Origin of the sequence: Pseudomonas cuatrocienegasensis, from assembly GCF_900110925.1 — a bacterium.
Taxonomy (GTDB): domain Bacteria; phylum Pseudomonadota; class Gammaproteobacteria; order Pseudomonadales; family Pseudomonadaceae; genus Aquipseudomonas; species Aquipseudomonas cuatrocienegasensis.
Window position 1 is genome coordinate 349,052 of record NZ_FOFP01000002.1, and the last position, 12,626, is coordinate 361,677.

Below are 12,626 nucleotides of genomic sequence, written 5' to 3' on the forward strand. Positions count from 1 at the left end.
TCACTCCATGCCGATCATGCACGGCGATTCAACCAGTGTTCGGCACGCACGCGGGCGCGCCGGTCTGCCTCGAAGACACATGCCAACTGCTCAACAGGCAGCACGGCCTCGGCGCTCAAAACGTGGTCAATGATACGCGCGATCTCGGGGAAACGGATGCGCCGTTCGAGAAACGCCTGGACCGCCACCTCATTGGCCGCGTTGAGCATCGCCGGCGCAGTCCCGCCCTGCTCAGCCGCCAGGCGCGCCAGGCGCAGGCAAGGGAAGCGCTGCTCGTCCGGCGCCTGGAAATCGAGCCGGGCAATGGCGAACAGATCCAGCGGCGCCACGCCGGAGTCGATGCGCTCTGGCCAGGCCAGGGCATGGGCGATCGGCGTGCGCATGTCCGGATTACCCAACTGCGCGAGCACCGAGCCGTCGATATAGTCGACCAGCGAATGGATCACGCTTTGCGGGTGGACAACCACCTCAACACGCGAAGGCGGCGCGTCGAACAACCAGCAGGCCTCGATCAGTTCGAGCCCTTTGTTCATCATGCTCGCCGAATCGACGGAGATCTTCCGACCCATCGACCAATTGGGATGCGCGCAGGCCTGCTCGGGCGTTACCGCGTCCAGCTGTGCCAGCGGTGTTTCGCGAAACGGGCCACCGGAGGCTGTCAGCAGAATACGCCGGACACCGACCGCCCCCAGCCCGCGACTGTAATCCACAGGCAGGCATTGGAAAATTGCATTGTGCTCACTGTCGATCGGCAGCAGCTGTGCGCCACTGCGCCGAACGGCCTGCATAAACAGGGCGCCGGACATTACCAGCGCCTCCTTGTTGGCCAGCAGCACCTTTTTGCCCGCTTCGACCGCCGCCAGGGTCGGGGTCAACCCGGCGGCGCCGACGATGGCAGCCATCACCGCATCCACTTCGGGATGGGCTGCCACTTCTGCCAGCCCCGCCTCCCCCACCAACACGCGCGTGGCCAACCCGGCATCAGCCAGCTGCGCCTGCAGCAGCGCCGCGGCAGCTGCATCGGCGACCACCGCAAACGCCGGACGATGGCGCAGGCACAAGCCAGCCAACTCGGCAACGCGGCTGAACGCAGTCAAAGCAAATACCGCATAGCGCTCAGGATGGCGCGCGATCACATCCAGGGTGCTGAGTCCGATGGAGCCGGTAGCACCCAGCACGGTGACCTGTTGCGGGCGATTCAAGGCGTGGCCCAACCGGCCAACCACAGGAGTACGGCGAAGACCGGCACAGCCGCAGTCAGGCTGTCGATACGGTCGAGAATGCCGCCGTGGCCTGGCAGCAGATTACTGCTGTCCTTGATCCCCGACTGACGCTTGAACATGCTTTCAGTCAGGTCACCCACCACCGAGAACGCCACTACTACAGCAGCGCCCAGCACACCCCAGAGCAGCTCGCTAGCGCTCCAGTCGCGGTAAAGACCAACCCCGAAGGTAATCAGCAAACTGGTGATCATGCCGCCAATCAGGCCTTCCCAACTCTTGCCGGGGCTGACCCGCGGCGCCAGCTTGCGCTTGCCGAAGGTTTTGCCGCTGAAATACGCACCGATATCGGCCGCCCAGACCAGCACCATGACCGCCAGGATCAGCCCATTGGCCAACGGCCACTGCTTGAGCAGCACCAGACCCTGCCAGGCAGGCAGCAGAATCAACAGGCCGATCACCAACTTGCCAATACCGCCCCCCCAGTAGCGACTGCTATCGGGATAGCCTGTCACCAGCCAAGTTGCCGCCAGCCACCAGAACAGCGCCAGCAGCAGTACACCAGGCGCCAGCACAGGCATGAAGTACAGCAGCAGCAGCAGCACGGCTACTGCACCCGCATAAGTCAGGCGCTGAGTGGCGCCGGCAAACCCCGCCAGACGCGCCCACTCCCAGCCACCCAAGGTGACGACCGCGCCGATAAACAGGGCGAACGCCGCACCATGCAGCCAGAAGAAGCCACCCAGGGCGATGGGCAACAGCACCAGCGCCGTAATCACTCGTTGTTTAAGCATTTGCACGTGCCTCGGCTTCGACCTGCTCGCTGGTTTTACCGAAACGCCGCTGTCGCGTGGCGTAATCCGCCAGGGCCTTGCGCATGGCATCGTGTTTGAAATCCGGCCAGAACAGGTCGGAGAAATACAGCTCACTGTAAGCCAGCTGCCACAACAGGAAATTGCTGATGCGATGCTCCCCACCGGTGCGGATACACAGATCAGGCAGCGGTAGCTCACCGGTCACCAGGCAACGCTGGAGCAACTGCGGGCTGATCTCTTCAGGCCGCAAATGCCCAGCCTGGACATCACGAGCCAGGCGCTGGGCGGCCTGGGCGATGTCCCACTGACCGCCGTAGTTGGCGGCAACCTGCAACACGAACCGCTTGTCGCCCGCCGTCTGCGCTTCGGCATCACGCATGGCCTGCTGCAACTCCGGGTGAAAGCGCGAGCGATCACCGATGATGCGCAGGCTGATACCGTTGTCATTGAGTCGTCGGGTTTCTCGACGCAGGGCGCTGAGGAACAACTCCATCAGCGCACCTACCTCATCAGCCGGGCGCGCCCAATTCTCACTGGAGAAGGCGAACAGGGTCAGCACCTCGACCCCCGCCTCGGCGCACACCTCGATCACCGCGCGCACCGCATCGACGCCGGCTTTATGCCCAGCCACACCCGGCAGCAGGCGCTTCTTCGCCCAGCGGTTGTTGCCATCCATGATGATGGCAACGTGCCGGGGCACCGCCAACAGTGGGTCTACAGGAGTCTTGTGCATGGCGAGAGCTCGGCCATCAGACGGCCATCAGGTCCGCTTCTTTCTGCTTCACGGCCACTTCGATCTCAGCCACGAACTTGTCGGTCAGCTTCTGGATATCATCAGCCGCACGGCGCTCTTCGTCTTCGCTGATCTCTTTCTCCTTGACCAGATCTTTCAACTGGCTCAGGGCATCGCGACGAATGTTGCGCACGGCAACGCGACCATCTTCGGCAGCATCACGAGCCTGTTTGGTGAAGCCCTTGCGGGTTTCTTCGGTCAGGGCCGGCATGCTGATCAGCAGCAGCTCGCCAAGGTTGGTCGGGTTAAAGCCCAGGCCGGAGCTCTGAATGGCCTTGTCCACAGCTGCGAGCATGTTGCGCTCGAACGCCACGACCTGCAGGGTGCGGGCGTCTTTGACGGTGACGCTGGCAACCTGGTTGATCGGTGTATCAGAACCGTAATACGGGACCATCACACCGCCAAGGATGCTCGGGTGCGCCTGACCAGTACGGATCCGGCTGAAAGCGTGGACTAACGACTCCAGGCTCTTCTGCATACGGACCTGGGCGTCCTTCTTGATCTCATTGATCATGCTTGTCTTCCTCGATCAGGGTGCCTTCAGCGCCGCCCACTACGATATTGAGCAGGGCGCCGGGCTTGTTCATGTTGAAAACGCGAAGCGGCATAGCGTGGTCGCGGCACAGGCAGATCGCCGTGAGGTCCATCACACCCAGCTTGCGATCGAGCACTTCGTCGTAAGTCAGGCGGTCGAACTTCTCGGCATGCGGGTCCTTGAACGGATCGGCAGTGTACACGCCGTCGACCTTGGTCGCCTTGAGCACCACGTCGGCATCGATTTCGATGGCGCGTAGGCAGGCGGCCGAATCGGTGGTGAAAAACGGGTTGCCGGTACCGGCGGCAAAGATCACCACCTCACCGGTCTTGAGGTGACGCATGGCCTTGCGACGGTCGTAATGATCGGTGACACCGACCATGGAGATCGCCGACATGACGATGGCCGGAATATTCGAGCGCTCCAGGGCATCGCGCATGGCCAGGGCATTCATCACCGTGGCCAGCATGCCCATGTGGTCGCCGGTGACCCGATCCATACCCGCCGCCGAAAGAGCGGCGCCACGGAACAGGTTACCACCACCGATCACCAGGCCGACCTGCACGCCGATACCGACCAACTGGCCGACTTCCAGCGCCATGCGGTCGAGCACCTTGGGATCGATGCCGAAATCTTCCGAGCCCATCAGGGCCTCGCCGCTGAGTTTGAGCAGAATGCGCTTGTAGCGCGGTTGACGACCACTCACCTGCTGAGCCATTACCAGTCTCTCCTGCGGCGTTTTTGAATACTGACAGGCCAAGCCTGTGATTATCGAGCGCTTCGACAGCGCTCAAGGCACTTTGGTGCCACGAGGGCAGCAGTGCCTTGTACAGCGTAGCTGGCGCACTTTGAAAAAGAGGCCGCGCGCATAAGCGGGCAGCCTCTCCAATGCGACAGCGAAGCCGTCTTACTGCTTGCTGGCAGCCAGCTGGGCAGCAACTTCTTCGGCGAAGTTGTCGACCGGCTTCTCGATGCCTTCGCCTACCTGGAAGCGGGTGAAGGAAACGATTTCAGCACCGGCTTTCTTGGCCAGCGCGCCGACCTTGATTTCCGGGTCCTTGACGAACGCCTGCTCAACCAGGCTCGCCTCGGCCAGGAACTTCTGGATACGGCCAGCGACCATCTTCTCGACGATGTCAGCAGGCTTGCCCTTGATTTTCTCTTCGTTGAGGCTCAGGAACACGGCTTTCTCGCGCTCGATGGCTTCAGCGGAAACTTCCGAAGGCAGCAGGAATTCCGGGTTGCTGGCAGCAACGTGCATGGCAACGTCTTTGGCCAGCTCAGCATCACCGCCTTTCAGAACGACGATCACACCGATCTTGTTGCCGTGCAGGTAAGCGTTGACCACATCACCTTCAACGCGCGCCAGGCGACGGATGTTGACGTTCTCGCCCACTTTGGCAACCAGCGCTTCACGGGCCGGCTCTTGAGCGGCGATCAGCGGAGCTGCGTCGGTCAGCTTGTCAGCAAAGGCTTTGTCGAGGCTGCTGGTGACGAAGTTCTTGAAATCGTCCTGCAGGGCCAGGAAGTCGGTTTGCGAGTTGACTTCGAGGATCACAGCCGACTTGCCGTCTTCAGCGACTTTCACGCCGATAGCGCCTTCAGCAGCTACGTTGCCTGCTTTCTTGGCCGCTTTGATTGCGCCGGAAGCACGCATGTCGTCGATGGCTTTTTCGATGTCGCCGCCAGCCTTGGTCAAGGCTTTCTTGCAATCCATCATGCCTTCGCCAGTACGCTCACGCAGTTCTTTAACCAACGCTGCAGTAATCTCTGCCATTTTCACAATCCTCTGGATAGGTTGTTAACCATTCCACCCGCCAAAACGGGCGCTCGATTCGTAACGCATTGCCGACAATGATCACATCGCATTGCAACTGCGAGTCGGCGATGGTTTTCTAGGTGGCAAAAAGGGGGCCAAGCCCCCTTTTTGCGAACTAAGCAAAACGCTCTAGGCGCCTGGCTTAGCCTTCAGCCGCTTCAACAGCCGGGGCTTCTGCGACGAATTCGTCGGTGCCGCCATTGGCATTGTTGCGACCACGGATCACGGCGTCGGCCATGGCACCCATGTACAGCTGGATGGCGCGGATGGCGTCGTCGTTACCCGGGATGATGTAGTCAACGCCTTCTGGGCTGCTGTTGGTATCGACGATGCCGATAACCGGGATGCCCAGCTTGTTGGCTTCGGTGATCGCGATGCGCTCGTGATCAACGTCGATGACGAACAGTGCGTCAGGCAGACCGCCCATGTCCTTGATACCACCCAGGCTGCGGTCCAGTTTTTCCAGATCGCGGGTGCGCATCAGGGCTTCTTTCTTGGTCAGCTTGGTGAAGGTACCGTCCTGGGACTGAGTCTCCAGGTCGCGCAGACGCTTGATCGAGGCACGGATGGTCTTGTAGTTGGTCAGCATGCCGCCCAACCAGCGATGGTCGACGTACGGCGAACCGCAACGTGCAGCTTCTTCAGCGACGATCTTGCCAGCCGAACGCTTGGTGCCGACGAACAGGATCTTGTTCTTGCCCGAAGCCAGCTTCTCAACGAACGACAGCGCGTCGTTGAACATCGGCAGGGTTTTTTCGAGGTTGATGATGTGGATCTTGTTGCGCGCGCCGAAAATGAACTTGCCCATTTTCGGGTTCCAGTAACGGGTCTGGTGGCCGAAGTGCACACCGGCCTTCAGCATATCGCGCATATTGACTTGGGACATGGTCGTTCCTTAATAAGTCGGGTTAGGCCTCCACGCATCCCAATCTCCAACCCTTGCGGGCACCCAGGAAATCGTGTCGATACGTGTGTGGGTTAAGCTTCCAGGCACTACTGCCCGTAAAGCGGCGCGTTTTATACCATAAGCCTTGCACAGATGCCACTCGCAATGACTGTAAACAGCGCCCGAAGCAGGGCGACCTGCGCAACCCTGGGGCGCGGCAGTGCTTCTCTGTTAGAATCGCGACTTTATCTTTTTGCCTTGCGCCGCCGCGCGCCGAGAGAGCCCGTATGACCGTCACCATCAAGACGCCCGATGAAATCGAAAAAATGCGCATCGCCGGCCGTCTCGCCGCTGAAGTGCTGGAAATGATCGGCGAGCACGTCAAGCCGGGCGTGACCACCGACGAGCTGGACCGCATTTGCCACGACTATATTGTCAATGTGCAACAGGCCATCCCAGCCCCGCTTAATTACAAGGGCTTCCCCAAGTCGATCTGTACCTCGATCAACCATGTGGTCTGCCATGGCATCCCCAATGACAAACCGCTCAAGGATGGTGACGTACTGAATATCGACGTCACCGTGATCAAGAACGGCTACCACGGCGACACCAGCAAGATGTTCATGGTCGGCAAGGTGCCCGAGTGGGCCGAGCGCTTGGCGCGGGTCACCCAGGAATGTCTCTATAAAGGTATCGAACTGGTCCGCCCCGGCGCTCGCCTGGGCGACATCGGCGAGGTGATCCAGAAGCACGCCGAAAAGAACGGCTTCTCGGTGGTCCGCGAATACTGCGGCCACGGCATCGGCGCGGTGTTCCACGAAGAGCCGCAGGTCGTTCATTACGGCCGCGCCGGTACCGGCATGGAACTCAAGGAAGGCATGACCTTCACCATCGAGCCGATGATCAACCAGGGCCGCGCGGAAACCCGCCTGCTGGGCGACGGCTGGACCGCGATCACCAAGGACCGCAAGCTCTCTGCGCAGTGGGAACACACCCTGCTGGTCACCGCTGATGGCTACGAAATCTTCACCCTGCGCAGCGATGACACTATCGCCCGCACAGCGCCTTGATTCCCGAGTGCCGATCGTTCGCTGAGATAAAGGAAAGCCTCTGCATGCCGCAGGTAGATCCCGAGCTGTTCGACCGTGGCCAGTTCCAGGCGGAACTCGCCCTCAAGGCCAGCCCTATCGCCGCCTTCAAGAAAGCCATCCGCCGCGCCCATGAGGTGCTCGATGCGCGTTTCCGCGAAGGTCGCGACGTGCGCCGCCTGGTCGAAGACCGCGCCTGGTTCACCGATCAGATTCTGCGCGAAGCCTGGGACCGTCTGGATTGGTGCGAAGACGCCGACATCGCCCTGCTGGCCGTAGGCGGCTACGGCCGTGGCGAGTTGCATCCCTATTCGGATATCGACCTGCTGATCCTGCTCGACAATGCCGATCACGAGACCTTTCGCGAACCGATCGAGCGCTTTCTCACCCTGCTCTGGGACATCGGCCTGGAAGTCGGCCAGAGCGTGCGCTCGGTTGATGAATGCGCCGAAGAAGCCCGCGCCGACCTTACGGTCATCACCAACCTGATGGAAAGCCGCACCATCGCCGGCCCCGAACGCCTGCGTCTGCGCATGCAGACGGTGACCAGTGCCGAGCAGATGTGGCCGAGCAAGCACTTCTACCTGGCCAAGCGCAAAGAACAGCGCGCCCGCCACAGCAAATACAACGACACAGAATACAACCTGGAGCCCAACGTCAAGGGCTCACCCGGCGGGCTGCGTGACATTCAGACCATCCTCTGGGTTGCACGCCGGCACTTCGGCACACTCAACCTGCATGCCATGGTCGGCCAGGGATTTCTGCTGGAGAGTGAATACGCACTGCTGGCTTCCAGCCAGGAGTTCCTCTGGAAGGTGCGCTACGCCCTGCACATGCTGGCTGGCCGCGCCGAGGATCGCCTGCTGTTCGATTACCAGGTACAGGTCGCGACTCTGCTCGGCTACGAAGCAGGCGACAACAAGCGCACCATCGAACGCTTTATGCAGAAGTACTACCGCGTGGTCATGGGCATCGCCGAGCTGTCCGACCTGATCAACCAGCACTTCGAAGAAGAAATCATGCGCGCCGGCGAAAGTGGCCCGGTGACGACGCTCAACAGCCGCTTCCAGCTGCGCGACGGCTACATCCAGGTGACCCACCCGAACGTGTTCAAGCGCACCCCGTTCGCCATTCTGGAAATCTTCGTGCTGATGGCTCAGCACCCCGATATCCATGGCGTGTGTGCCGACAGCATTCGCCTGCTGCGCGACCACCGCCACCTGATCGACGACGACTTCCGCAAGGACATCCGCAATACCAGCCTGTTTATCGAACTGTTCAAAAGCCCCCAGGGCATCCACCGCAACCTGCGGCGGATGAACCGTTACGGCATTCTCGGCCGCTACCTGCCGGAGTTCGGGCATATCGTCGGGCAGATGCAGCACGACCTGTTCCACATCTATACGGTCGATGCGCACACCCTCAACCTGATCAAGCACCTGCGCAAATTCAAGTGGCCCGAGCTGGCGGAGAAATTCCCCCTGGCCAGCAAGCTCATCGACAAACTGCCCAAGCCCGAGCTGATCTACCTCGCCGGGCTCTACCACGATATCGGCAAAGGCCGTGGCGGCGACCACTCCGAGCTGGGCGCGCTGGATGCCGAAGCCTTCGGCCAGCGTCACCACCTGCCGACTTGGGATACCGGGCTGATCGTCTGGCTGGTCCAGCACCACCTGGTGATGTCGACCACCGCCCAGCGCAAGGACCTCTCCGACCCGCAGGTGATCCACGACTTTGCCCAGTTCGTCGGCGACCAGACCCACCTGGACTACCTCTACGTGCTGACTGTGGCCGACATCAACGCCACCAACCCGAGCCTGTGGAACTCCTGGCGCGCCAGCCTGCTGCGCCAGCTCTATACCGAAACCAAGCGCGCCCTGCGCCGCGGCCTGGAAAACCCGGTCAACCGCGAGGAGCAGATCCGTGTAACCCAGAGCGCTGCGCTGGACATCCTGGTGCGTGGCGGCACTGACCCGGACGATGCCGAGCAGCTATGGAGCCAACTGGGCGACGACTACTTCCTGCGCCACACGGCCAACGACGTGGCCTGGCACAGCGACGCCATCCTTCAACACCGTACCGATGGCGAGCCACTGGTGCTGATCAAGGAAACCACCCAGCGCGAGTTCGAGGGCGGCACGCAGATATTCATCTATGCCCCCGACCAGCACGACTTCTTCGCCGTGACGGTGGCGGCCATGGCCCAGCTCAACCTGAACATTCACGATGCGCGGATTCTCACCTCCACCAGCCAGTTCACCCTCGACACCTACATCGTGCTCGAAGGTGAAGGCGGCTCGATTGGCGAAAACCCCGAGCGCATCAAGCAGATCCGCCAGGGCCTGATCGAAGCCCTGAAGAACCCCGACGAGTACCCCAGCATCATCCAGCGCCGGGTACCACGCCAGCTCAAGCACTTCGCCTTCGCCCCCCAGGTGACCATCCACAACGATGCCCAGCGCCCGGTGACCGTGCTCGAACTGACCGCTCCGGACCGCCCCGGCCTGCTGGCGCGCGTCGGGCGGATCTTCCTGGATTTCGACCTGTCGCTGCAGAACGCCAAGATCGCCACCCTGGGCGAGCGGGTCGAAGACGTGTTCTTCGTCACCGACGCCCACAACCAGCCGCTGTCGGACCCCAAGCTGTGCCGCCGCCTGCAGGACACCATCATCGCCCAGCTGTCGGATGCCAATACCCAGGCCCGTGACCCGACCCGTATCAGCATTTGATCGAGGCGCCGAGGCGCGCCCGATGAGCTCAGGAACCAGCCCCATGAACCACGCGTTGAACCAGTTGCAGCCCTACCCGTTCGAGAAACTGCGCGCCCTGCTCGGCGCCGTGCAGCCGGCGGCCGATAAATCGCCGATCGCCCTGTCGATCGGCGAGCCCAAGCACCGTTCGCCGGCCTTCGTCGCCGAGGCCTTGAGCGCCAACCTCGACCAGCTGGCCGTGTACCCGACCACCCAGGGCATCCCGGCGCTGCGCGAAGCCATTGCCACCTGGTGCACGGCACGTTTCGGCCTGCCGGCCGGGGTGATCGACCCGGCGCGCCACGTGCTGCCGGTCAACGGTACGCGCGAAGCGCTGTTTGCCTTCACCCAGACCCTGGTGCAGCGCGATGTCCCTCCACCTCAAGGGCCGGGCCTGGTGGTCAGCCCCAACCCGTTCTACCAGATCTATGAAGGCGCCGCCCTGCTCGCCGGCGCCCAGCCGCACTACCTGCCGTGCCTCGAAGCGCACGGCTTCAACCCGGACTTCGACGCGGTCAGCGCCGATGTCTGGCAGCGCTGCCAGATTCTCTTTCTCTGCTCACCCGGCAACCCGACGGGCGCGCTGATCCCGCTCGAGACGCTGAAAAAACTGATCGCCCTGGCCGACCAGTACGACTTCGTGATTGCCGCCGACGAGTGCTACAGCGAGCTGTATTTCGACGAAGACAGCCCGCCGCCCGGCCTGCTCAGCGCCTGTGCCGAACTGGGCCGGCATGATTTCAAACGCTGCGTGGTGTTCCACAGCCTGTCCAAGCGCTCCAACCTGCCGGGGCTGCGCTCGGGCTTTGTTGCCGGTGATGGCGACATTCTGAAATCATTCCTGCTGTACCGTACCTACCACGGTTGCGCCATGCCGGTGCAAACTCAGCTGGCCAGCGTTGCTGCCTGGCAGGACGAAGCCCACGTTAAAGCCAACCGCGACCTGTACCGCGCCAAGTTCGACGCGGTGCTGGCGATTCTCGATGGCGTACTGGACGTGCAGCGCCCCGATGGCGGCTTCTACCTGTGGGCGAAAACGCCGATGGATGACGAGACCTTCACCCGTGAGTTGTTCGCCCGCGAACATGTCACCGTGGTACCGGGCTCCTACCTGTCGCGCAGTGTCGACGGGCACAACCCAGGGGCCGGTCGCGTGCGCATGGCCCTGGTCGCGCCCTTGGCCGAATGTGTGAGCGCCGCCGAGCGAATCCGTGATTTTGTGAAGAGCCTGTAAGCATGAGCAAAACCCTGTTTGGCATCAAAGCCTGCGACACCATGAAAAAAGCCCGCACCTGGCTCGACGAGCACGGCGTGGACTATCAGTTTCATGATTACAAGGCCGCGGGTATCGACCGTGGCAACCTGGAAAAGTGGTGCGATGAGCATGGTTGGGAAACCGTCCTGAACCGCGCAGGCACCACCTTCCGCAAGCTGGACGAGGCGCAGAAAAGCGACCTCGACCAGCACAAGGCCATCGAGCTGATGCTCGCTCAGCCGTCGATGATCAAGCGCCCCGTGCTGGATCTCGGCAACCGTACCCTGGTGGGTTTCAAACCCGAGCGCTACGCCGCCGAACTGGCGTAACACCCCTATTCGTTGCAAGGAAAATACTCATGAGCACCACTCTTTTCAGCCTGGCTTTCGGCGTAGGCACACAAAACCGTCAAGGCACCTGGCTGGAAGTCTTCTATGCCCAGCCGCTGCTCAACCCAGCCAGCGAGCTGGTCGCCAAAGTGAGCGAAAAACTCGGCTACAGCGGCGGCAACCAGGCTATCGCCCTGAGCAACAACCAGGCCGGCGATCTGGCCGAAGCACTCAAGTCCATTGATGCCGTGCAGTCCGCCCTGCTGACGCGCCTGGCCGAGAGCCAGAAGCCGCTGGTGGTCACCCTGCTGGCCGAAGACGCGGCCCTGAGCAGCACCCCTGAGGCCTACCTCAAGCTGCACCTGCTGTCGCACCGCCTGGTCAAACCCCACGGCCTGAACCTGGCCGGGATCTTCCCGCTGCTGCCGAACGTGGCCTGGACCAGCCAGGGCGCCATCGACCTCGCTGAGCTGGCTGAGCGTCAGTTGGAAGCGCGCCTGAAAGGCGAGCTCCTGGAAGTCTTCTCGGTCGACAAATTCCCGAAAATGACCGACTACGTGGTGCCCGCCGGCGTGCGCATTGCTGACAGCGCGCGCATTCGCCTGGGCGCCTACGTGGGCGAAGGCACCACCGTAATGCATGAAGGTTTCGTCAACTTCAACGCTGGCACCGCAGGCCCGGGCATGATCGAAGGTCGCGTCTCGGCGGGCGTGTTCGTCGGCAAGGGTTCCGACCTGGGCGGCGGCTGCTCGACCATGGGCACCTTGTCCGGTGGCGGCAATATCGTGATCTCTGTGGGCGAAGGCTGCCTGATCGGTGCCAACGCCGGTATCGGCATTCCCCTGGGCGACCGCAATACCGTCGAGGCAGGCCTGTACATCACTGCCGGTACCAAAGTCGCGCTGCTCGACGACCAGGGCCAACTGGTCAAGCAGGTCAAGGCCCGCGACCTGGCCGGCCAGCCAGACCTGCTGTTCCGCCGTAACTCGGTGAACGGCGCCGTGGAGTGCAAGACCCACAAATCGGCGATCGAGCTAAATGAAGCCCTGCACGCGCACAACTGAAAAGTTGGTTTAAAGCTGCTGCGCTCGGCTATGCGGCGTTGAACTCAAGCTCAAAATGCTCATGTACATTCG

At 61.9% G+C, this 12,626-nt stretch carries 12 protein-coding genes; 5 read left to right on the forward strand and 7 right to left on the reverse strand.

Features of this window, described 5'->3' with window-relative positions; all coding sequences use genetic code 11:
* Positions 1-14: 14 nt before the first annotated feature.
* The 7 genes from ispC to rpsB all read right to left on the reverse strand — a co-directional run bounded on the left by ispC (position 15) and on the right by rpsB (position 6,068).
* On the reverse strand, positions 15-1,202 hold the full coding sequence (gene ispC / locus BMW49_RS04485) for a 1-deoxy-D-xylulose-5-phosphate reductoisomerase (protein WP_069516236.1): 1,188 nt from the start codon (positions 1,200-1,202) through the stop codon (positions 15-17).
* Positions 1,199-2,014 carry a phosphatidate cytidylyltransferase gene (locus BMW49_RS04490; protein ID WP_069516091.1) on the reverse strand — a complete coding sequence of 272 codons (816 nt, stop codon included), beginning with the start codon at positions 2,012-2,014 and terminating at the stop codon, positions 1,199-1,201. The genes ispC and BMW49_RS04490 overlap by 4 nt, the downstream gene beginning before the upstream one ends.
* Positions 2,007-2,768: a polyprenyl diphosphate synthase gene (gene uppS, locus BMW49_RS04495; protein ID WP_069516092.1), complete on the reverse strand. Its 762-nt coding sequence runs from the start codon at positions 2,766-2,768 to the stop codon at positions 2,007-2,009. The genes BMW49_RS04490 and uppS overlap by 8 nt, the downstream gene beginning before the upstream one ends.
* Positions 2,769-2,784: 16 nt before the next feature.
* Complete coding sequence (gene frr, locus BMW49_RS04500) at positions 2,785-3,342, reverse strand: ribosome recycling factor (RefSeq protein ID WP_069516093.1); 558 nt, start codon at positions 3,340-3,342, stop codon at positions 2,785-2,787.
* Positions 3,332-4,081, reverse strand: coding sequence for a UMP kinase (gene pyrH / locus BMW49_RS04505; RefSeq protein WP_069516094.1), 750 nt, complete (start codon positions 4,079-4,081; stop codon positions 3,332-3,334). The genes frr and pyrH overlap by 11 nt, the downstream gene beginning before the upstream one ends.
* Positions 4,082-4,270: 189 nt before the next feature.
* The gene (gene tsf, locus BMW49_RS04510) at positions 4,271-5,140 is read right to left on the reverse strand and encodes a translation elongation factor Ts (protein ID WP_069516095.1); all 870 of its coding nucleotides are present in this window, start codon (positions 5,138-5,140) and stop codon (positions 4,271-4,273) included.
* A gap of 184 nt (positions 5,141-5,324) precedes the next feature.
* Positions 5,325-6,068 (reverse strand): 30S ribosomal protein S2, encoded by a 744-nt coding sequence (gene rpsB, locus BMW49_RS04515; protein WP_069516096.1) that lies wholly within the window; start codon positions 6,066-6,068, stop codon positions 5,325-5,327.
* Between the two features lie 287 nt (positions 6,069-6,355).
* On the opposite strand from rpsB, the gene map reads away from it, so the two are divergent.
* Genes map through dapD form a run of 5 tightly spaced genes read left to right on the forward strand, consistent with a single transcriptional unit; the run spans position 6,356 to position 12,554 of the window.
* Positions 6,356-7,138 carry a type I methionyl aminopeptidase gene (gene map, locus BMW49_RS04520; protein WP_069516097.1) on the forward strand — a complete coding sequence of 261 codons (783 nt, stop codon included), beginning with the start codon at positions 6,356-6,358 and terminating at the stop codon, positions 7,136-7,138.
* Between the two features lie 44 nt (positions 7,139-7,182).
* Entirely contained in the window at positions 7,183-9,885 is a 2,703-nt protein-coding gene (locus tag BMW49_RS04525) for a [protein-PII] uridylyltransferase (protein ID WP_069516098.1), read from the forward strand.
* 43 nt (positions 9,886-9,928) lie between these two features.
* A complete protein-coding gene (gene dapC / locus BMW49_RS04530; protein ID WP_069516099.1) occupies positions 9,929-11,140 on the forward strand; it encodes a succinyldiaminopimelate transaminase in 1,212 nt (403 codons plus the stop codon).
* 2 nt (positions 11,141-11,142) lie between these two features.
* Entirely contained in the window at positions 11,143-11,490 is a 348-nt protein-coding gene (locus tag BMW49_RS04535; RefSeq protein WP_069516100.1) for an ArsC family reductase, read from the forward strand.
* A 29-nt stretch (positions 11,491-11,519) separates the two neighbouring features.
* Positions 11,520-12,554 (forward strand): 2,3,4,5-tetrahydropyridine-2,6-dicarboxylate N-succinyltransferase, encoded by a 1,035-nt coding sequence (gene dapD, locus BMW49_RS04540; protein WP_069516101.1) that lies wholly within the window; start codon positions 11,520-11,522, stop codon positions 12,552-12,554.
* Positions 12,555-12,626: the final 72 nt, after the last annotated feature.